At 63.2% G+C, this 21,633-nt stretch carries 18 protein-coding genes and 1 rRNA gene; 7 read left to right on the forward strand and 12 right to left on the reverse strand.

Features of this window, described 5'->3' with window-relative positions:
• Positions 1-37 precede the first annotated feature (37 nt).
• From ACWAT4_RS36200 to ACWAT4_RS36235, 8 genes are all read right to left on the reverse strand, one after another.
• Positions 38-736, reverse strand: a complete 699-nt coding sequence (locus tag ACWAT4_RS36200; RefSeq protein WP_212426153.1) for a nitroreductase — start codon at positions 734-736, stop codon at positions 38-40.
• Between the two features lie 112 nt (positions 737-848).
• Positions 849-2,093: an acyl-CoA dehydrogenase gene (locus ACWAT4_RS36205; protein WP_212297287.1), complete on the reverse strand. Its 1,245-nt coding sequence runs from the start codon at positions 2,091-2,093 to the stop codon at positions 849-851.
• Between the two features lie 117 nt (positions 2,094-2,210).
• Positions 2,211-3,455, reverse strand: coding sequence for an acyl-CoA dehydrogenase (locus ACWAT4_RS36210; RefSeq protein ID WP_449729306.1), 1,245 nt, complete (start codon positions 3,453-3,455; stop codon positions 2,211-2,213).
• Positions 3,456-3,576: 121 nt separating this feature from the next.
• Positions 3,577-4,704, reverse strand: a complete 1,128-nt coding sequence (locus ACWAT4_RS36215; protein ID WP_449729307.1) for an acyl-CoA dehydrogenase family protein — start codon at positions 4,702-4,704, stop codon at positions 3,577-3,579.
• A 113-nt stretch (positions 4,705-4,817) separates the two neighbouring features.
• Positions 4,818-6,689, reverse strand: coding sequence for an AMP-binding protein (locus ACWAT4_RS36220; protein ID WP_212297290.1), 1,872 nt, complete (start codon positions 6,687-6,689; stop codon positions 4,818-4,820).
• A gap of 44 nt (positions 6,690-6,733) precedes the next feature.
• A complete protein-coding gene (locus ACWAT4_RS36225; protein ID WP_449729308.1) occupies positions 6,734-7,540 on the reverse strand; it encodes an enoyl-CoA hydratase/isomerase family protein in 807 nt (268 codons plus the stop codon).
• Between the two features lie 162 nt (positions 7,541-7,702).
• Positions 7,703-8,461, reverse strand: coding sequence for an SDR family NAD(P)-dependent oxidoreductase (locus ACWAT4_RS36230; protein WP_449729309.1), 759 nt, complete (start codon positions 8,459-8,461; stop codon positions 7,703-7,705).
• A 56-nt stretch (positions 8,462-8,517) separates the two neighbouring features.
• On the reverse strand, positions 8,518-9,180 hold the full coding sequence (locus ACWAT4_RS36235) for a TetR family transcriptional regulator (protein WP_212297293.1): 663 nt from the start codon (positions 9,178-9,180) through the stop codon (positions 8,518-8,520).
• 157 nt (positions 9,181-9,337) lie between these two features.
• Here ACWAT4_RS36235 and ACWAT4_RS36240 point away from each other — a divergent pair, with 157 nt between their 5' ends.
• Together ACWAT4_RS36240 and ACWAT4_RS36245 are read left to right on the forward strand one after the other, a co-directional pair.
• Positions 9,338-10,510 carry an acetyl-CoA C-acetyltransferase gene (locus ACWAT4_RS36240; protein ID WP_449729310.1) on the forward strand — a complete coding sequence of 391 codons (1,173 nt, stop codon included), beginning with the start codon at positions 9,338-9,340 and terminating at the stop codon, positions 10,508-10,510.
• 166 nt (positions 10,511-10,676) lie between these two features.
• Positions 10,677-12,221: an acyl-CoA synthetase gene (locus ACWAT4_RS36245; RefSeq protein ID WP_449729311.1), complete on the forward strand. Its 1,545-nt coding sequence runs from the start codon at positions 10,677-10,679 to the stop codon at positions 12,219-12,221.
• Positions 12,222-12,224: 3 nt separating this feature from the next.
• On the opposite strand, the gene ACWAT4_RS36250 is transcribed toward ACWAT4_RS36245, so the two are convergent.
• The gene (locus tag ACWAT4_RS36250; RefSeq protein WP_212297296.1) at positions 12,225-12,767 is read right to left on the reverse strand and encodes a methylated-DNA--[protein]-cysteine S-methyltransferase; all 543 of its coding nucleotides are present in this window, start codon (positions 12,765-12,767) and stop codon (positions 12,225-12,227) included.
• A 139-nt stretch (positions 12,768-12,906) separates the two neighbouring features.
• Between ACWAT4_RS36250 and ACWAT4_RS36255 the strand changes: the two genes are divergently transcribed.
• The 5 genes from ACWAT4_RS36255 to ACWAT4_RS36275 all read left to right on the forward strand — a co-directional run bounded on the left by ACWAT4_RS36255 (position 12,907) and on the right by ACWAT4_RS36275 (position 17,742).
• On the forward strand, positions 12,907-13,725 hold the full coding sequence (locus ACWAT4_RS36255; protein WP_212297297.1) for an alpha/beta fold hydrolase: 819 nt from the start codon (positions 12,907-12,909) through the stop codon (positions 13,723-13,725).
• 2 nt (positions 13,726-13,727) lie between these two features.
• Positions 13,728-14,540: an alpha/beta fold hydrolase gene (locus ACWAT4_RS36260; protein WP_212297298.1), complete on the forward strand. Its 813-nt coding sequence runs from the start codon at positions 13,728-13,730 to the stop codon at positions 14,538-14,540.
• Positions 14,541-14,697: 157 nt separating this feature from the next.
• Positions 14,698-15,375 (forward strand): GntR family transcriptional regulator, encoded by a 678-nt coding sequence (locus ACWAT4_RS36265; RefSeq protein ID WP_212297299.1) that lies wholly within the window; start codon positions 14,698-14,700, stop codon positions 15,373-15,375.
• A 111-nt stretch (positions 15,376-15,486) separates the two neighbouring features.
• On the forward strand, positions 15,487-16,287 hold the full coding sequence (locus tag ACWAT4_RS36270) for a phytanoyl-CoA dioxygenase family protein (RefSeq protein WP_449729312.1): 801 nt from the start codon (positions 15,487-15,489) through the stop codon (positions 16,285-16,287).
• 141 nt (positions 16,288-16,428) lie between these two features.
• On the forward strand, positions 16,429-17,742 hold the full coding sequence (locus ACWAT4_RS36275) for an NAD(P)H-dependent oxidoreductase (protein ID WP_449729313.1): 1,314 nt from the start codon (positions 16,429-16,431) through the stop codon (positions 17,740-17,742).
• A 239-nt stretch (positions 17,743-17,981) separates the two neighbouring features.
• On the opposite strand, the gene ACWAT4_RS36280 is transcribed toward ACWAT4_RS36275, so the two are convergent.
• The 3 genes from ACWAT4_RS36280 to rrf form a co-directional block, all read right to left on the reverse strand.
• Positions 17,982-19,859, reverse strand: coding sequence for a sulfatase-like hydrolase/transferase (locus ACWAT4_RS36280; RefSeq protein ID WP_349630117.1), 1,878 nt, complete (start codon positions 19,857-19,859; stop codon positions 17,982-17,984).
• 239 nt (positions 19,860-20,098) lie between these two features.
• A complete protein-coding gene (locus ACWAT4_RS36285) occupies positions 20,099-20,695 on the reverse strand; it encodes a hypothetical protein (RefSeq protein ID WP_212426140.1) in 597 nt (198 codons plus the stop codon).
• Positions 20,696-21,452: 757 nt separating this feature from the next.
• Positions 21,453-21,567, reverse strand: a 5S ribosomal RNA gene (rrf, locus tag ACWAT4_RS36290).
• Positions 21,568-21,633: the final 66 nt, after the last annotated feature.

The raw sequence follows: 21,633 nt of genomic DNA on the forward strand, positions 1-21,633 counted from the left end.
GTCTTCGCTCGCATGCGGGCAGCTGAACCTCGCGCGATCATTTCTCGACGAACATCACCGTGTCGGCGATCGTTGCGCGCGAGGTGCGATAGCTGTTGACCTTGTGCGCATTGTCGGCATAGCCGAACGAGATGCCGCAGACGACACGGCGATCGTCGGGCAAGTTGAAGTGGCGGCGGATCAGGCCGGAATGGCGGGCGAGCGCGGCCTGCGGAATCGTGCCAAGTCCGAGCGCCTGCGCAGCGAGCATGAAATTCGAGACATAGGCCCCGCAATCGATCGCACCGTAGACGCCGAGCGGCTCGTTGGTATGAATGATGGCGACATGCGGCGCGCCGAAGAAATTGTAGTTCTCCAGCGCCTGCTTGGCGTAGCCGATCTTGTCACCACGGGGAATGCCGAGCGTATTGTAGAGCTGGAAGCCGCTCTCGCGGCGGCGTTCGAGATAGACACCGACATATTCGCGCGGTGGCGTGAAATCATAATCATCGCCAAGACCGCCTGAGGCTTCCTTGTAGATCAGCTGGCGGAAGCGTTCCTTGGCCTCGCCGCTGGCGATGATGACCTGCCAGGGCTGGCTGTTGCACCAGGACGCGGTGCGCTGCGCGGTCGTCAGCACATGCTCGATGGTCGCGCGATTGACTTCCTTGGGAAGGAAGGCGCGAACGGAGTAGCGCTCGTTGAGGAGCTCTTCGAGCACGCCAATGCGATTGTTTTGAGTCACTTTAGCGTCCATGGATTGGTTCTCTTCGTAGGGTGGGTTAGCCGAAGGCGCAACTCACGTCTTTTGTTTCCGCGTCGGCAGAAGAGGTGGGTTACGCTGCGCTAACCCACCCTACGATGCCACATCACCGCCCCTTGGTCGGGATCTTGTTATAAGGCACGTCCTTGTCGACGCGGATGTCGCCCGGCAGGCCCAGCACGCGCTCGGCGATGATATTGCGCAGGATCTCGTCGGTGCCACCGGCGATGCGCATCGAGGGCGAGGACAACAACATCTGCTGGAATTGGCCGTGCACCGTCTCCTCATCGCTGCCTGTGAGCACGCCGGCCGCGCCCTGGAGATCCATGGCGTAGGTCGCGATGTCCTGCAGCATCATGCCCGAGACGAGCTTGCCGATCGAATTCTCCGGACCCGGCCGCTCGCCTTTCGACAGAGCCGAGATCGCGCGGTAGCTGGTGTATTTCAGCCCGCTCGACTTCACTGCCCAGCTCGCGAGCTTTGAGCGCACGGCGGGATCGTCGATCGCGAGCCCGTCTTCAAGCATGAGGTTCGAGCAAAATTCAAACATCTCAGGCACACCGGTTGCGAGCCGCGCGCCAATCGACATGCGCTCGTTCATCAGCGTGGTCAGCGACACGCTCCAGCCCTCGCCGACAGCGCCGAGCCGCTGGCTGTCGGAGATCACGACGTCGGTAAAATAGACCTCGTTGAACTCCTGCATGCCGTTGGCCTGCTTGATCGGCCGCACCTCGACGCCCGAGCTCTTCATGTCCAGGAAGAACATGGTGAGGCCCTTATGCTTAGGCACATTCGGATCGGTGCGGGCGATCAACAAGCCGTAGTCGGAATAATGCGCGCCGGAGGTCCAGATCTTTTGACCATTGACGACCCAATTGTCGCCCTTCTTCTCCGCGCGCGTGCGGAGGCCCGCGACGTCGGAGCCGGCCGACGGCTCGGAGAACAGCTGGCACCAGATCTCCTCGCCCGAGGCGAGCTTCGGCAGATAGCGGCGTTTGGCATCTTCGCTGCCCCAGGCCATCACGGTCGGACCGCACATGCCCTCGCCGATCTGGAACGGCTGCGTCAGCTTGCCGTAGACACCCTCTTCCTGCTGCCAGATCACGCGCTCGATCGGGGTGGCGCCGCGGCCGCCATATTCCTTCGGCCAGTGCAGGCAAGCCCAGCCGCCTTCCGCCTTCTTCTTCTGCCAGGCCTTGCCGACCTCAACCATGTCGTGCTTCGCAAGCCTGATGCGGCCAAGCGAGGATTTCGACAGCTCCTGCTCGAACTCCTTCGGCGCGTTGGCGTCGACCCATTTGCGTGCGGTCTCGCGGAATGCGGCTTCCTGCGGGGTGTCGTCGAAATTCATGGCGGCCTCTCTCTTTGTGTCATTCCGGCGCGCCCGAAGGGCGAACCCGGAATCTAGAGGTTAGTTACTCATTTCGAGATTCCGGGTTCGATGCTTCGCATCGCCCCGGAATGACGGCTAGTTTCTTCCTTTGGTCGGGATCTTGTTGAACGGCACGTCCTTGTCGACACGGATATCACCGGGCAAGCCCAAGACGCGCTCCGCAATGATGTTGCGCATGATCTCGTCGGTACCGCCTTCGACCCGCGTACCCGGCGCACGCAGCAGCATGGCCTGGAAGCGGCCCGCGAGCTCGGCATCATCGCCGCTGACCACGCCGCTCGCCCCCTGCAAGTCCAGCGCGTAGGTCGCGACATCCTGGATCATCGACCCCGCCACCAGCTTGCCGATGGAGTTTTCCGGCCCCGGCCGCTCGCCCCTCGACAGCGCGGAGATCGCGCGCATGCTGGTGTATTTCAGCCCGCTCGCCTTCACCGCCCAGTTCGCCAGCTTCGAGCGCACCGCGCGATCCTCGATCGCCGGACCGTCGTCGAGCATCAGGCTGGAGCAATATTCGAACAGCTCGGGGAAGCCGGTCGAGACGGCCGCACCGATCGCGCTGCGCTCGTTCATCAGCGTGGTCAGCGAGACGTTCCAGCCGTCGCCGACCTCGCCGAGGCGTTGGTGATCGGGAATGCGGACGTTGGTGAAATAGACCTCGTTGAAGTCCGAGGCGCCGCTCGCCTGCTTGATCGGCCGCACCTCGACGCCGGGGCTCTTCATGTCCAGGAAGAACATGGTGAGGCCCTTGTGCTTGGGCACGGTTGGATCGGTGCGGGTGAGCAAGATGCCGTAATCGGAATAATGCGCGCCCGAGGTCCAGATCTTCTGGCCGTTGATCACCCAGTCGTCGCCGTCCTTCTCCGCACGCGTGCGCAGGCCTGCAACGTCTGAGCCGCCGGCGGGCTCGGAGAACAACTGGCACCAGACCTTTTCGCCGGAGGCGAGCGGCGGCAGATATGTGCGCTTATGCTCCTCGCGCGCGAACGCCATCATGGTCGGCCCGCACATGCCGTGGCCGATGATGAACATGCGGGACAGCTGACCGAACGGCCCTTCTTCCTGCTGCCAGATCACGCGCTCGATCGGCGTCGAACCGCGGCCGCCATATTCCTTCGGCCAGTGCAGGCAGGCCCAGCCGGCATCGGCCTTCTTTTTCTGCCAGGCCTTTGCGACCTCGAGAAGGTTGGCGTTCTTGAGCACGGTGCGGCCGAGCGACGATTTGCGCAGCTCGTCCTCATATTGCTTGGGCGCGTTCGCACCGATCCAGGCACGCGCAGTGGCGCGGAATTCGGCCTCTTGCGGGGTGTCGTCGAAGTTCATGGTTATTCTCTTCTTCCGTCATTCCGGGGCGATGCGAAGCATCGAGCCCGGAATCCAGAGGTTACTGACTCAGATCGGGATTCCGGGTTCGCGCTGCGCGCGCCCCGGAATGACGACAACATCACGCCGCGTTCTTTTTGCGCATGCGGTCGATCAGCTGGTCTTCCCAATAGGTGAGACTGCCCAAGCCCAGCGCCATCGCATTGGCCCGGCGGTAATACATGTGGCAGTCGAACTCCCAGGTGAAACCCATGCCGCCGTGAACCTGGATGTTGTTCTTGGCGCAGTGCTGGAAGGCCTGCGTTGCGCTGATGCGTGCAGCCGCAGCGGCTTCCGGCAGCTCAGCCGCGTTGGTCGAGAGCGCCCAGGCGCCGTAATAGCTGTTGGAGCGCGCCAGCGTCGCCGAGACGTACATATCTGCCAACATGTGCTTGACCGCCTGGAACGAGCCGATCTGGCGGCCGAAGGCGATGCGGTCGAGCGCGTAGTCGCGGCCCATCTCCAGCGCACGATCGGAGCCACCGACCTGCTCGAAGGCGCAGAGCACCGCGGCGCGGTCGAGCACTTGAGACAGAATACTCCAGCCTTCGCCGGCCGCACCAAGCGGCTCCGCCTTGCAGTCCTTGAAAGTGATTTCGGCTTGCCCGCGGGTCGGATCCAGATTGGTGAGATTTTTGACCTCGACACCGGCAGCCTTAAGGTCGACCAGAAACAGCGAGATGTCGCCGTCGCGGCCGCTCGATCCCGTGCGCGCGGCAACTACCGCGAAGTCGGCGATCGCACCGTCCGGGACCGGCTTCTTGACGCCGTTGAGCACGCCATTCGCAGCCGCGAGCTTGACGGCCTTCGGCGCCGGATTGCCCTTGCCCTCGAACAGCGCCAGCGTGCCGATCGCATCGCCCGAGGCAATCGCGGGCAGCCATTTCTTCTTTTGCGCGTCGCTGCCGGCGATCAGCAGCGCCTCAGCCGCGAGATAGACGGTGGAGGAGAACGGCACCGGCGCGTTCGCCCGGCCCATCTCCTCCGCGATCACGCAGAGCTCGAGATGGCCGGCACCCGCGCCGCCAAATTCTTCGGGGATCGCAACGCCGAGGAACCCCATCTCCGCGAGGCCCTTCCAAAGCTCCTTATCGTATGGCGCCTTGCCATCAAGCACGACACGCACCGCCTTGGGCGAGCACTTCTCAGTGAGGAATTTGCGCGCCTGGTCACGGAGCTGCTTCTGGTCGTCAGAGAAATCGAAGTTCATGGCGGCTTACCCTTGTTTATTCGTTGTTTTCATTGATGCCGTCATACCGGGGCGCGACAAAGCCGCGAGCCCTTAGGGCCATCCCGGAATGACGAGGTGAGAGAGCTGCGCACTCATCGAAGCACGATCACGTCCTGGTCCGGCGTGTCCGCATACAGCCGCTCCACCAGCGCGGAGCGGCGCTCCAGCCCGGCGCGCTGGTTGATGTAGCCCTTGTCGGTGAGTTCGTTGCCGTCGATCGAGGGCGGCTCGACCATCAGCATGGCGCGCGCGATGATGCGGCTGCTGGCACCTTCGCACTCCTTGTTGTGGGCCTGGAGCCCGCGCTTGAAGCACGCGACGACCTCGGGGTGTTTCACCGCCTCCTCGAAGCTGAGATCGGGATTGCCGACGAGTTGGCGGCAGGCATGCAGGTTCGGCCAGGCGAGAAGGCCAATGAAGGCGCGATCCTGCCCCGCGACCAGCGCGTCATGCACGACAGGCGTCGCGGCAGCGATCGCATCGGTACGCAGCGAGCCGACATGCACGAAGGTGCCGGTGGTGAGCTTGAAGTCTTCGACGACGCGCCCCGCAAAGATGATGCCCTTCACCGGATCGGTGTCGTCGACAAAGATGCCGGCATCGCCGATGCAGTAAAAACCCTCCTCGTCGAACATCTTCTTAGTGAGATCAGGCTGACCGAAATAACCGGGCGTCACGTTGACGCCGCGCAGGCGCAGCTCGTATTTCGAACCGCACGGCACCATTTTCAATTCGACGCCGGGGAACGGCAGGCCGATCAGGCCGACGCGCTCAGTATCCCAATAGGTGCCGGTCGAGGTCGGCGCGGTCTCGGTCGAGCCCCAGCCGGTGTAAAATACGATGCGCTCGCCGGTGGTTTTCACCGCGAGAGCCTGCATGCGGTCGTAGAGATCATCCGGCAGCCGCGCGCCGCCATAGGCCATAATCAATAGGTTCTTGAAGAATGAACGGCAGAGCGCGTCGTCCTTCTCCATGGCAGCGGCGAGCGCGGCATAGCCGGCCGGCACGTTGGCGTAATAGGTCGGCGATATCTCGCGGAGATTCTTGATGGTCTCCTCGAGCTGGCCCGGCATAGGCCGGCCGTCGTCGATAAAGAGCGTGCCGCCATCCACCAGCACCGGGTGGAACGCGGCATTGCCGCCCATGGTGTGGTTCCAGGGCATCCAGTCCAGCACGGTGGCGAGCGGACCGCCCGGCGTGCGCGGCCGCACCTGCATCATCATGGCAGCATTGGCGCACATCATCTCTTGCGTGTTGATGACGGCCTTGGGCATGCCGGTCGAGCCTGACGTGAACAGCAGCTTGCCGACGGTGTGAGGCGTGATCCTTGCGATCGATGCTTCGACATCAGCAGTCACGGGCGTCGCGGCGAGCTCGGCGAAGCTGACGCTCTTGATGTCCTCGCAGGGCCGCACGACATGAACGACGGTAGCGCCGTTGAGATCGAGCGCCTTCAGCGCATTCTCGAAGATCGGGCCGTCCTGCACCATCACCACGGCTGGCTTGATCAGGTCGAACAGATACTTCAGCTTGACGTGATCGTGGCTCATCAGAGAGTAGGCTGGCGACACCGGCGCAGCCGGGACACGCGCCTGCATCGCGGCCTGCGTCATCAACGCATGCTCGATCGAGTTGCCGGAGAGGATCGCCACCGGGCGCCCGTCGAGCCTGAGGTCGAGCAGCGCCTGCGTCAACGCGTCCACGGTGCGCTTGGCCTCGCCATAGGACACCTTGCGCCATTCGCGGTTGGGCCCGCCGCGCTGCGCGAGCCAGATGCGCTCGGGCGCTTCCTTGGCCCATTTCGCCAGCGAAGCCGGAAGATGCTTTTCGTAGGCCTGCAACGGAATGCGCGACTTCAGCACCACCGTGCCATCGGCGCGCCGTTCGACAGCGATGTCGCGCGCGAGCCACTCGACCTTGCGAAAGGCGGGCTTTGACATCGCCGCCGCCGCGCTTCCACTCATTTTGCGTCTCCCGGAATTATTGTCCTTTGCGGATCTTTGTTGCTTCAGCGCTTGATATAGACAGGCTTTCGCTTCTCAAGGAAGGCCCTGATGCCTTCCGAAAACTCCTCGGAGCGGCTGCACAGGACCTGGTTGCGGTCCTCCATCGCAATCGCCGCTTCCAGCGACCCGGCATCGACGCTCATGTTGAGACATTCCTTTGACAAGCGCAGCCCAACCGGCGAGGCCGTCATCATCGCATCAACGTAAGGCTCGGCCGCCGCGTCGAGCTTGTCTTCGTCAACGACCTCGGAGACGAGCCCGACCGCGAGCGCACGCTCGGCGCCGATGAAGCGCCCGGTCAGGATCAGCTCGGAGGCCACGGAGACGCCGACGAGGCGTGGCAAGAAATAGCTGGTGCCGATGTCGCAGCCGCCAAGCCCAAGCTTGATGAAGGCGCAGTTCATGCGCGCCGACTTCGTCGCGATGCGGATGTCGGAAGCGAGCGCGAGCGCAAAGCCGCCGCCTGCGGCCGCACCCTGCACCAGCGACAGGATCGGTTGCGGACAGCGCCGCATCAACATCACGATGTCGGCGATGCGCCGCTGCGAGTCCAGCGACTCCGTGACGCCGGGCGGCTCCTGCTGCCCGGCCCGGCGCGCCATCGCGGCCTTGAGATCGAGGCCAGCACAGAAGCTCTTGCCGGCGCCTTTGAGTACGACGACGCGCGTATCACGGTTGCGTTGAAGACTCTGAAAGTAGGCATTGAGCGCATCGATCAGCGCAGGATCGAGCGCGTTGAGACTGTCGGAACGATTGAGCGTCACCCGGTCGACGCCGGCGTCATGCTCGATCAGCAGCGGTTGGGACATGGACGGCTCCCCATCGTCGTCCTGGACAAGCGAGCAAAGCGAGCGCAGATCCAGGACCCATCACCACAGGCTTTTATTGTTGAACACCGACGCCGATTGAGCGCGCTCAACCAAAGGCGCCGGTGGTAATGGGTCCTGGCTTTCGCCAGGACGACGGCGGAGCTACCGCGGAGCCATGCGGATGGCGCCGTCGAGACGGATCGTCTCGCCGTTGAGCATCGCGTTCTCGACGATGTGCACCGCGAGCGCGCCGTATTCCTTGGCATCACCGAGGCGCGAAGGATGCGGCACCTGGGCCCCTAAGCTCTTGCGGGCTTCTTCGTTCAACCCCATCAGCAGTGGCGTGAAGAACAGGCCGGGCGCGATGGTGTTGACGCGGATTTTCTGGCTGGCGAGGTCGCGCGCGGCGGGAAGTGTCAGGCCGACGACGCCGCCCTTCGAGGCAGAGTAGGCGATCTGGCCGATCTGACCTTCGTAAGCGGCGACCGAGGCGGTGTTGATGATGACGCCGCGCTCTTCACCGACGGGCTCAATCGTGACGAGGTGCTCGGCGAACAGACGCAGGCAGTTGAAAGTGCCGATCAGGTTGACATTGATGATGCGCGCGAACTTCTCCAAGGGATAGACGCCGTCGCGGCCGACGATGCGCTGCGACCCGCCGATACCGGCGCAGTTCATCAGCACGCGGGCAACGCCGTGCGCCGCTTCCGCCTTCGCGATCGCCGCTTTGATCTGCTCCTCGCTGGTGACGTCGGCATGAAGCGCGACGCCCTTCACTTCGGCAGCAACCTTCTCGGCATTGTCCTTGTTCTGATCGATCACGCCGATCTTGGCACCCTTGGCCGCCATGGCGCGGGCGGTCGCTTCACCGAGACCCGACCCACCACCGGTGATGAGAACGGCTACGTTTTTCAATTCCATGACAGGCTACCTTTCCTTGGGCGTTTCTTCTCTAGACTTTGGCAGTGGTGGCCGGACTATCCAGCCACGGCGGCGGCCTCCCCGGCTTGCGTGAGGATGCCGCTGCAGATCAGCGTTTCCATGTGCTTGATGTATTGCCGGCAGACGTCATCGGTGACCGGACCGACGCCGGTCGCGCGAGACATCGCGTGCCGACCGAAGAACAGGTGATCGCAGGCGCCGATCAGGCTGGTGTAAAACAGCACCGGATCGGTGGCGCGGAACTCGCCGCGGCTGACGCCCTCGGCGAGCAGGCGGCGATGAAAGTCGAGCAGCGGCGCGACGAAGAATTTCGAGACCTCGTCCGCGGAGCCCGCAACGCTCTCGTGCAGGAGATAGTGGATCAGCCGGTTCATGTAGGGGAACCGGTGATAGGCGCGGATGATGCCGGCGATGTGCAGCTTCAGCTTCGCCGTCGAGGTGATCGGCTGCGCCAGCAGATATTCAAGATTGGACATCTCGGTCGCGGCGTCGCGCGCGAGCAGCGCCAGCAGCAGGCCGTCCTTGTTGCCGAAATGATATTTGACCAGCGCGGCGTTCGCCCCCGATTTCTGAGCAATGTCAGAGAGCGAGATCTCGATCGATGAGCGTTCGATCATCAACTCGCTAGCGGCCACCAGCAATTTCTCTGCCGTGGAATTCTTTCCGCTCGGAAGCCTGTTCGGTACGCTGGTAGTCACGGAGATCCCTTGTTCTCGTCACGCGAGCGGGCCGCAGATAAGCCCAAGCAGCGCCTCCCCACAAGAGTTAATTGATCGATTGACTAAACGATATCCCGTCCCTTAAATCCGCTCCGACAACCCAACCCTATCAAGAACAATCGTGGGAGAGACCGAAATGGCCGAGGCTTATATCGTCGCCGCTGCGCGCACCGCGGGCGGGCGCAAGGGGGGCCGCCTCGCCGGCTGGCATCCAGCCGATCTCGCCGCGAAGGTGCTAAACGAGCTGGTCGATCGCACCAAGGTTGATCCTGCCCTGGTCGAGGACGTGATCATGGGCTGCGTGATGCAGGTCGGTGAGCAGTCCAACAACGTCGCGCGCAACGCCATCATGGCATCCAGGCTGCCGGAGAGCGTGCCGGGCACCTCGATCGACCGTCAGTGCGGCTCCTCGCAGCAGGCGCTGCATTTCGCGGCGCAGGCCGTGATGTCCGGCACCATGGACGTGGTGATCGCGGCCGGCGTGGAATCGATGACGCGCGTGCCGATGGGCCTGTCCTCGCAACTCGCCGCCAAGAACGGCTTCGGCCATTACAAGAGCCCCGGCATCGAGGCGAGATATCCGAACATCGTATTCAGCCAATTCACCGGCGCCGAGATGATGGCCGAGAAGTACGGCCTGTCGAAGGATGATCTCGACGAATACTCCTTCAACAGCCATCGGCGCGCGATCGCGGCGACGCAAGCCGGTCACTTCAAGAAAGAGATCGTACCGCTCGAGATCACCCGCGCGGACGGCAGCAAGGACACTCACCACATCGACGAAGGCATCCGCTTCGATGCCACGCTCGATGGCATCAAGGGCGTCAAGCTGATCGCCGAGAACGGCAAGCTCACCGCTGCCAGCGCCAGCCAGATCTGCGACGGCGCCTCCGGCGTGATGGTCGTCAACGAACGCGGTCTCAAGCAGCTTGGCGTGAAGCCGCTGGCGCGTATCCACCACATGACCATGACCGGCGGCGATCCCGTCATCATGCTCGACGCGCCGCTGCACGCCACCAAGCGCGCGCTGGAGAAGGCCGGCATGAAGATCGGCGACATCGACCTGTTCGAGGTCAACGAGGCCTTTGCCTCGGTGCCGACCGGCTGGCTGAAGACCACCGGCGCCGATCCGGCACGCCTCAACGTCAATGGCGGCGCGATCGCGCTCGGCCATCCGCTCGGCGGCTCCGGCACCAAGCTGATGACGACGCTGGTCCACGCCCTGCATGAGCGCGGCAAGCGCTACGGCCTGCAGACCATGTGCGAGGGGGGCGGCATGGCCAACGTGACGATCGTCGAGCGGCTGTAAGCTGCTGCTGCATTGAAGGTGTCGTCCCGGCGAAGGCCGGGACCCATAGCCACAGCAATCTGTGGTGAGGCGAGCTGGGCGACATCGTGCTTCAACAATCTGGATCGGTGGCCATGGATCCCGGCCTTCGCCGGGATGACACCGTTATTGTTGCGAGATCTCGACGATGACTCACCCTTCTATCTACGCCCGCTCCACGCCCGACAAGATCGCCTACCAGATGGCCGGGACCGGCAAGGCGATCACCTATCGCGAACTCGACGAACTCTCGAACCAGGGTGCGAACCTGTTCCGCTCGCTCGGGCTGAAGGCCGGCGACCACATCGCGCTGCTGATGGAAAACCGCCTCGCCTTCATGGAGATCTGCTGGGCGGCGCAGCGCAGCGGGCTCTATTACACCGCGATCAGCCGCTATCTGAAGCAGGACGAGATCGACTACATCATCAGCGATTGCGGCGCGAAGGTCGTAATCGCCACGCCGAAATGCGCCGACCAGATCAAGGCCCTGATCAAGGGCGCGCCCGGCGAGCCGATCTTCTACATGGTTGACGAGCCGCTGCCCGGCTTCCGCTCCTACGACAAGGAAGCGGCCGCGCAGCCGACCACGCCGATTGCCGACGAGGTTGCCGGCTACGACATGCTCTATTCGTCGGGCACGACCGGCCGGCCGAAGGGAATCAAGAAGGCCTTCGAAGGCAACGCGATCGACGTGCCCAACGCTTTCCTGCGAGTGCTCTGCGCCGACATGTGCGGCATGAATGCCGAGAGCACCTATCTCTCGCCGGCACCGCTCTATCACGCGGCTCCCTTGCGTTTCAACATGATGGCGATCGTGCTCGGCGGCACCTCCATCATCATGGAGCATTTTGACGCCGAGGACTTTTTGAAGCTCGTCGAGAAGTACAAGGTCACGCAGTCGCAGCTCGTCCCGACGATGTTCGTGCGCATGCTGAAGCTGCCCGACGAGATCCGCACAAAATACGACGTCTCGACGCTGCAGGGCGCAATCCACGCCGCCGCGCCCTGCCCGGTCGACGTCAAGGCAAAGATGATCGAGTGGTGGGGCCCGATCCTGATCGAGTATTACGCGGGCTCGGAAGGCAACGGCGTCACCGTCTGCAACTCGCAGCAATGGCTGGAGCATCGCGGCAGCGTCGGCCGCGCCGTGGTCGGCAAGATCAAGATCCTGGACGAGAACGACGAGGAGCAGCCGCTAGGTGAGATCGGCACGGTCTATTTCGCCGACGCGCCCGCGTTCACCTACCACAACGATCCCGAGAAGACGAAGAAGGCCTACAACGCCAAGGGCTGGTCGACGCTCGGCGATGTCGGCTATCTCGACAAGGACGGCTTTCTCTTCCTCACCGACCGCAAGTCCTACATGATCATCTCGGGCGGCGTGAACATCTATCCGCAAGAGACCGAGGACGTGCTCATCAGCCACCCGGAGGTCGCTGACGTCGCGGTGTTCGGCGTGCCGAACGAGGAGATGGGCGAAGAGGTGAAGGCGGTGGTGCAGCCGCACGACATGACCCGCGCGGGCAAGAAGCTCGAGGCCGACCTGATGGCCTATTGCAAGACGCGTCTCTCAGCCATCAAGTGCCCACGCTCGATCGATTTCGAGGCCGAACTGCCGCGCACACCCACGGGGAAGCTGGTGAAGCGGCATCTGCGCGACAGATATTGGCCGAAGACGGCGGCGAAGATTTAAGCCTCAATCAAACAAACTCGGCGTGTGGTTGACCAGCGCGCCTTCGATCTCGAGCATCTTCAGCTTCGTCACCACGCCGCCATTCGCCGAGAATCCGCCGGGCTTGTTCCCTGCAGCGAGCACGCGATGGCAGGGCACGACGATCGGGCACGGATTGTGTCCGAGTGCCTGGCCGACATCGCGCGAGAGCTGGACGCCACCGAGGCGCTTGGCGATATCGCCATAGGTCATGGTCTTGCCGGGCGGGATCGCGCGGGCGATCTCGTAGACGCCGCGATTGAACTCGGGCACGCCATCGAGGTCGAGCGGGATGTCGGTGAGGTCATCGTGCTCGCCCGCGAGCAGCTTCACGATCCGGTCGATCGCGTGCTGCACCTCGGGAGTCGGTTCGGCTTCGCTGGCATCCGCATGGCGCTGGCTGATGCGGGTGCGAATCTTCTGCTCGCCACCCATCGGGAGCTGTGTGCCGTTGATGCCGCGCGGGCCCCAGGCGATGGCGCAGAGGCCGATCTCGGTGTCGAACAGGGCAAAATGCTGGTCGGTCATGGCTAGGTTCCTGGGTTGCGTCCTTCTCGCATGGCCCCATTGTCATCTCGGCCTAAATCTAGGCTTGGAAATAGTTGCGATCCACCCGGTTTCCGGGAATCTTGCACAGGAGTTCCGCACACCTTTCCGCGAGCCCTGAATGCAAAGCCTCCGCGTCAACGGATACGACATGCCCTATCTCGACGTGGGCGAGGACAGAGATAGGCCGCCGCTGGTCTGCGTGCACGGCTCGCTCTCCGACTTCCGGGTCTGGAGCTGCGTGCTCGGGCCGCTGACACAGCGTCACCGGATGATCGTTGTCAGCCTGCGGCACTTCTTCCCCGCACAATGGGACGGCGTCGGCGACACCTATTCGATCGCCCAGCATGTCAGTGACGTCATCGCTTTCATCGAGAAGCTTGACCTCGGCCCGGTCGACCTGATGGGCCATTCCCGCGGCGGCCACATCTGCTTCCGCGTGGCGCAGCAGCGGCCGGATCTGCTGCGGCGACTGGTGCTGGCTGAGCCGGGCGGCGAGCTCGATGCGAGCCTCGATCCGAATTACGCCGGCGGTCCCTCGCCGCTGCTGGCGCGGTTCACGGCCTCGGCCGAGAAGATTTCGGCCGGCGACGTCGACGGCGGCCTCGCCGTCTTCGTCGACACGCTGGAGGGTGCCGGCACCTGGCCGCGGCTGCCGGCGATGGTGAAGCAGAATCTGCGCGACAACGCCACCACCCTGATCGGCCAGGTCCGCGACAATCGTCCGCCGTTCTCGAAGGCCGACGCGGAGTCGATCAAAATGCCGACCCTGTTCATCCTTGGCGCACGGACCAAGGGCCTGCTGCCGAAGGTGCTGCACGCGCTCGCCACGCACGTGCCCTACTCCAAGACGGCGATCATCCCGAACGCGACGCATCCGATGTTCGAGCAGGCGCCGCAGAAATATTCCGAAGTGGTCCTGGATTTTCTGGCGAGCTGATCATGCAGAGCTTTCGCGTCAATGGTTACGACATGGCCTATCTCGAAGTCGGCGAGGGCCATCCGCTGGTCTGCGTGCACGGCACGCTCGGGGATTTCCGCACCTGGTATGCGGTGCTCGGCCCGCTGTCGAAGAAGCATCGCGCGATCTCGGTCAGCCTGCGGCACTTCTTTCCCGAACATTGGGATGCCGTCGGCGACGACTACAAGATGGCCCAGCATGTCGCCGACACGATCGCCTTCATCGAGCAGGTGCAGCCCGGCCCGGTCGATCTGATGGGCCATTCGCGCGGCGGGCACATCGCGTTCCGCGTCGCGCAGGCGCGGCCGGATCTATTGCGCAAGCTGGTGCTCGCAGAGCCTGGCGGCGATCTCGACGCGAGTCTGCCGCTCCCCGAAGGCACGCCCGCGCATCCGCCGCTGGCTGCGAAGACGATGCGCTCGGTCGAGATGATCCGCGCCGGCGACATCGAAGGCGCGCTGCAGAATTTCTACGAAGGCATCGAAGGCGACGGCTCCTGGCGGCGGGTGCCGGCGGCGGCCAAACAGCAACTGCGCGACAACACGCTGACCTTCCTCGGCCAGATCGACGAGCAGCGCAGGCCGTATACGCTTGCGGATGCGCACGCGATCAGGAGGCCGACGCTGCTGATCGGCGGCGGCGCCACCACCGGCAGCCTGTCGGTGATGTGGCGCGTGCTGGCCGAGCATATCGCGGGCGCGCAGACGGCGGTGATCCCCAACGCCGGCCACTGGATGTTCGAGCAGGCACCGCAGGAGTTCGGCGAGGTGGTCAGCAGATTCCTGGCGGAATAGCGGACGAGGCAACTTCCGCGAAAACAACCCCATGCACAGTAGGTCACCCCAATAGAATCAAAGGCTTATCCAACAGAAACCGCCAGCCATTGACGGCTTCCCCCTCCCGCGATACCTTCGAATACGGAATTCCGTATTCCATTTTGGAGCCACCGGCGTGATCCCTCTCGACCCGCTGCCGAACCTGATCGACCAGGTCTATGCCCGGATCCTGGAGGCGATCTCCGACCGCACGCTGCAGCCCGGCCAGCGCATCCGGCAGAACGAACTCGCCGACAAGCTCGGCGTCTCGCGCCAGCCGGTGTCGCATGCGCTGCATTTGTTGCACCGGCAGGGGCTCGTCGCCGAGAGCGGCCGGCGCGGCTTTGAAGTGACCCAGCTCGATCCGGCGCGCATCCGTCAGCTCTACGAGGTGCGCGGCGCCATCGACGCACTTGCCGCCCGACTTGCAGCTCAGCGCGCCGCAACCGACGGGGCGGGTCGCGCGCGGCTCGACGCAGCGCTCGCCGCCGGACGCCGCATCGATCGCACGACTGGTCTCGCCGAGCTGATCGCGCTCGATGTCGAATTTCATCGCGCGATCTATCAGCTCGCCGGCAATCCCGTGATCGAGGAGACGATCACGCCGCAATGGCCGCATATGCGCCGCTCGATGGCAACAGTGCTCTCGGAGCTCGACTATCGCGGCAGCGCCTGGGCGGAACATGCCGATATCGCCAAGCACATTCTCGCAGGTGACGCCAAAGCCGCCGAACGCGCGGCGCTGGCGCATGCGCAGACGGCGGGACGGATGACGGAGGAGAGATTGAGGGCGACGGACGAGGTGGCGGCGTAGTGAGCCGTCATTCCGGACGCGCGACAGCGCGATCCGGAATCTCGAGGTTCCGGGTTCGATGCTTCGCATCACCCCGGAACGACAACAAGAAACAAAACAGGAGGACGGCCCATGAAACTGTCTCAGGAGCAATTGGAGTTCTTCCAACGCGAGGGCTGGCTGTTCCTGCCCGAACTGTTTGCCCAAGAGGAGGTCGATCTCCTCGCCCGCGAGGCGGTAGGCATTTACGACGCCAACCGGCCCGAAGTCTGGCGCGAGAAGAGCGGTGCGCCGCGCACGGCTTTTGCCGCGCATCTCTACAACGAGGCCTTCGGCATCCTGGGCGCGCATCCGCGCATGATCGATCCGGTCGAGCAGGTGTTCGGCGAGCCTGTTTACATGCACCAGTTCAAGATCAACGCGAAATCGGCCTTCACGGGTGACGTCTGGCAATGGCACCAGGATTACGGCACCTGGAAGCGCGACGACGGCATGCCGGAGCCCCGCGCGATGAACATCGCGATCTTCCTCGATGAGGTGATGCCGATCAACGGCCCCTTGATGCTGGTGCCGCGCAGCCAGAACGCCGGCGATCTCCAGGCCTCGCATGACCTCTCCACCACGTCGTACCCGTTGTGGACGCTGGACGAGGACACCGTGACGCGCCTCGTCAAGCAGGGCGGCATCGTGGCGCCGACCGGCAAGCCCGGCGGCATGCTGATGTTCCACGGCAATCTCGTGCATGGCTCGGCCGGCAATATCACGCCCTATCCGCGCAAGATCGTCTATCTGACGCTGAACGCGGTCTCGAACTACATCCGCACGCCGACGCGGCCGGAGTACATTGCCCATCGCGATTTTACGCCGATCAAGACGGTGGAGGATGACGCCTTGCTGCGACTTGCGCGAGCACCGCGGCAGGCGGCGGAGTAATTTGTCATTCCGGCGCGCGCCCTCTTGGGTGCGAGGCCGGAATCCATCTGGCCGCAGAGATTGTGGATGAATGGATTCCGGGCTCGCGCTTCGCGCGCCCTGGAATGACGAGCTTTGATTGTTGCATTTACGGATTTCCCCATGAACCTCTTCCGCCTCCTCCAGGCCCGCGCGTCCACCGGCAAGCCCGTCCGCGTTGCACTGATCGGTGCCGGCAAATTCGGCTCGATGTTTCTGGCGCAGGTGCCGCATACGCCGGGATTGGAGGTGCCCATCATCGTCGACATCGACCGCGAACGCGCGCGCGAGGCCTGCCGCACCGTGGGCTGGAGCGCCGAGCGGATCGCCGCCACCGTGTTCACCGATGACGGCGCGCGCGCCATCGCCGGCGGCGCGATGGATGTGGTGGTGGAGGCGACCGGCAATCCCGCCGTCGGCATCCGCCATGCACGCGCTGCGATTGCGGCGGGCAAGCATATCGTGATGGTCAATGTCGAAGCTGATGTGCTCGCGGGCCCGCTGCTCGCCGAGGAAGCGCGGAAGGCCGGCGTCGTGTATTCGCTCGCCTATGGCGACCAGCCGGCGCTAACGGCGGAGATGGTCGACTGGGCCCGCGCCACGGGTTTCCGTGTCGTCGCCGCCGGCAAGGGCACGAAATATCTGCCGGCCTATCACGACGTGACGCCTGACGGGATCTGGCAGCATTATGGCCTGACCGCGGGAGAAGCGCAGTCGGCCGGCATGAATCCGCAGATGTTCAACTCCTTCCTCGACGGCACCAAATCGGCGATCGAGATGGCTGCGATCGCAAACGCCTGCGGGCTCGATGTGCCTTCGGAGGGACTTTTGTTTCCGCCCTGCGGCGTCGACGACCTGCCGCACATCATGCGTCCGCGATCCCGCGGCGGCGTGCTGGAACGGTCGGGTATCGTCGAGGTCGTCTCCTCGCTGGAGCGCGACGGACGGCCGGTGTTTCGCGATCTGCGCTGGGGCGTCTATGTCGTGTTGGAGGCGCCAAACGACTACGCGGCCGACTGCTTCAAGCAATACGGCCTGAAGACCGATGCCAGCGGACGGTTTGCCGCGATGTACAAGCCCTATCATCTGATCGGGCTCGAGTTGAACATCTCGGTGCTGTCGGCCGCCCTGCGGGCCGAACCGACCGGCCAGCCCTACGGCTTCCGCGGCGACGTCGCCTCCGTGGCCAAGCGCAATCTGCGCGCCGGCGAGATGCTGGACGGCGAAGGCGGCTACACCGTGTGGGGCAAGCTGGTGTCGGCGGCCGCCAGCCTGAAGACAAGCGCCCTGCCGATCGGCCTCGCCCATCGCCTCAGGTTGAAGCACGACGTCGCCCATGGCGAGATCGTGCGCTGGAGCGATGTCGAGTTCGACGCGGGCAACGAGACGATCAAGACGCGGAAGGCGATGGAGGCGGCGTTCGCGAAGCAGGAGTGAGGGGGAGATCGGAGCCGAGCGCAACTCTCGTAGGGCGGGCAAAGCGGCTTGTCCGCCACAGTTCCTAGAGCGAAGGCGGAAGCGTGCCCGCCAGTTCTGTCCGCATCCGCGAGATCGTGGGCACGGCGCTATTCGCGCCTCTGCCCACCCCACGGTGCCGAGGGGGCAGCCGACATCCTCATCCCGATCGTCGCCCCAACGCCGCGACCAGGAATCCAGCCGCGGCAGAGCGCGGCGAGCTAGCGAGCTTGCCTGGCGTTGGGCATCAGGTCTATCAGACCCATATCCACGAGCGTGCGATGGAAACGACGTTTCCGTTCGGAGGTTGAAGCGAAGTAGGCTTCTCTGCAATCGTCCAACAAGCTCGCGCGCGTGGCAAATATCGGGTCAAGCGCAATGCCCGCCCGTTGCAGGGCAACAGTTCCGAGAAAGGCGATATCGAGGTCGGGGCCCCTTCCGGGGCTGAAATGGGGGATGTTCAAGGCTTCGATCGCATAGAACGTACCAAACGGGCGCCGCCCGTCGCCCGGGCGTTTCAGCTGTCGATCGATCTGTTTCGTCAAGACGGGTTGATGGTCGCCATAGTGCACGATGAGAACAGGTCGCCCAGGGAAGCTGCTTGCGAGCCGGGCTCTGAGGCTTCGCCAGGCAGTCGCGGTCTCTGCCAGCCGCGCGTAGTACTCCGCGTAGCCGGCATCGGGGAAGCTCGCCATGGCAAAGGCGCGCTCCCTCTCGAATTGACCTGATGGCACGAGCTGCCGATGATGCGGACCATGATTGAAGTTGGTCAGCGCATAGAGAAATCTCGGCGCCGGGTCGTCAGCGATCCCTTTGGTATGCGCATCGACGACCGCATCCAGAAACATCGCATCGGAATTTGTGGCCTCGAAGCGTCTCGCATCGAATGGCGGCGGAAGCTCGTCGACGAAGATGCGCTCGTCGATGCCGATTGAGCCGTAGAATTTGTCGTAACTGAGAAACCCGCGGCGACAGCTGGATATGAGCGTGGTCTTGTAGCCGAGCGATGCCAGCGAACGAGGCAAGCTGCTGTGAAAACGGCCGGCGCCCTTCTTGAACAGGTAATAGGCGCTCGAACCGAAGCTGGCACTCGAAAGACCGGTGAGCAGGCTGAATTCGGATTGCCACGAACCTCCGCCAAAGATGTCGACGTTCAGGCGTCCAGATTCCCCATCTGGCGGGGACAGGAAGGCTTCGACGACCGGCTCGATCGGAAGCCCGAAAATGCGCGGATCGAAGACAGATTCGTGCTGGATGACGATAATATCCGGAGAACAGGCCGAACGCGCGGGCGTGGCCTCCCTCAATGGCAGCGGTTCGTTTGCAATATCGCTGAGAGCCAACCCGCCGAACTGTCGCCAGCAATCGGGATCAACCAGCGAGGCCATGAAGGTCGCGTAGAAGCACCGCCCTTGCGTCAGGGTCCGCCGCAAGAGTTCAGCGTCCTTCGACGCCGAGGCCTTTGCAAAGCCGATGAGCGCCGGAATGAACAAGAGAATGCGAGACGCGACTGGAATGGGAGATCCAGCCGCGTAGAGCAGAACCGTGCCCGAAGCAAAGACAAACAGCACGCTTCCCGCCAGAACACCCAGCATCATGCGTGGATATTGCAGTACGAAGAATGGGACTGTGCCTGCAAACGCCAGAGGTAAATCGGAAACGGTCAGCTTGAGCGCGCTGTGATTGAATTTGACGATCGATATGCCGGCGATTGCGACCGCCAGCATGCCGGACAGCAGGACCGCTCTCTCGACATCAGCAAGAAACACCAGCAGCAAAGCAGCGTTGAAGAGAAGGGCTGCGACCGCAAACGGCAGATGCTCGACGCTCCGTTCCGTCAGCGCAATGATGGCAATCGCCGCGAAAATAATAAAAATTGAAATCATCATGGGATCAGGATGCCCCGAGCATTGGAAGTTTTCAATTCGGCTTCTCGTGGAGTGTGTATCGTTCGTTACTGGCGGCAATCGCTTCTGCACCGCAACAAGACACACCACTCTGGTGATGCCGTGCGCGCCATCGGCCGATCGCAACAATTCGCGGCCGCGGACCCAGGAGGCCGGGCTGAGCTTCGTCAGCTTCGTAGCGCGGATGCGCACCAAGACTTGAGACACCGATTGGCGAAGAAGAGTAGAAACGACGAAAGCCCCGGAGATGACTCCGGGGCTTTTTGTTCGGGGCAGATTTCGTAGGATGGGCGGAGTAACTTGTCCGCCGTAACTCGAAGAGCGAAGGCGGAAGCGTCCCACCAGTGCTGTCCATATCAGCGAGAACGTGGGCACGGCGCCATCGCGCCTTTGCCCACCCTAGGGCACCGAGGGCGGCGCCGCCGACATCCTCAATTCTGATCGTCACCCAATGCTGCGACCAGCTTGTCGTAATACTTGCCGACGAGATCGATGTTGGCCTTGTTCTCGACCGCGGGCGCCGGCGTCTTCAGGGCCTGGTTGAGCTCGTCGAGCGCCTCCTTCTTGTCCTTGGCCGGCATCTTCTTGTCGGCCTCAACCTGCGCGATCTGCGATTTGATCACGGCGTCATTGCCGACGTATTTCTTGGTCGCAGGATCGAAGCCGCCGAGCACCAGGCTGATGTTGTCGACGACGTTGTTGTAGTCGTCATAGCTGGCAAAGCCATGCTTCTTCGCGACACCGTCCAGCTGGGCGATCACCTTCGCGTCGGGCGCGCTGTTCTCCGGCAACTTCTCCGTGATCGCATCCATGTCCTTCTGCGCAGCGAGCACGCCGTCGAGCTGCTTGTCGGTCAGCGCGATCTGCTTGAGCGCGGGCGCCTGCTGTTGCGCCGGCGCAGCCTGCTGCGCCGGTGCGGGCTGCGGCTTGGCCTGCGCGAACGCCGCGCCCGAGGAGACGAGCGATGTCACGGACACAAGGCACGCGACGCCGAACGCGGAGAGGGCGGGACGAAGCAATGCTGGCATGGAAGTCTCCTCCTGAAGGGGGATGGTTGGTCTTGATGGCGGAAGGGTGTTGGCCGTGGAAGATCTAGACGGTCGAAAGCTAGGGAACTCGAAATGAACTCCACATGAACTCCGCAGGCCCCAGCTAACGGGCGATCATGGCTGAATGATCACAACCCTGTGGTGCCATCAGCGATCACCAAACATTGTTCTGCGAGCAGTTCATCTGTTGTACGCCGCGCCGGTCTTGCCGATGCTCGCGATCGACAACAACGAGAGTCCACATGTCGACCTATCGCGGTTCATGCCATGGCGGCGCGATGACGTTCAGGCTCGTGTCAGATATCACCTGAAACCGCGACCCGCGATTGCTCCATGTGCAGGCGGAAGAACGCGTTGATGACCAAGGTGCGCGAGAACGCGCTCACTGTGCTGAGTGGGACCTTCTGTCGGTCTACAAATGGAATGCGCATCGCGCGAAGCACTTGTTCTGCTCACGCTGCGGCATCTACACGTTTCACCGCGAGCACGCGGTGCCGGATCAGTCCGGCGTCAACGTGTCTGTCTCGAGAATTTCGATCCGGCCTCGGTGCCAATGCGCGCGACTGAGGGAATCGAGATGTCTGTCGTTGATCCGAACGCGCGATGCCAATGGGCTGGGCCGCAGGAAGCCGGACAATTCGAAGACGACCGCACAAACAAAAACGCCGCCTCCGTTTCCGGAAGCGGCGCTTTCGTATTCGAACATCGAAAGAGGAAGATTTCTTGTCCTTGGCAGGCCTGGCAGCGACCTACTCTCCCAGGGCTTAAGCCATAGTACCATTGGCGCTGAAGCGTTTAACGGCCGAGTTCGGGATGGGATCGGGTTGAGGCGCTTCGCTAAAACCACCAGGCCGGCGAAGGACAAGAAAACGAAGCAAGCGATCTTTTGTTGGCGTCTAGCGCCTCTCATTCATTCT

Source organism: Bradyrhizobium sp. T-1, from assembly GCF_053592855.1.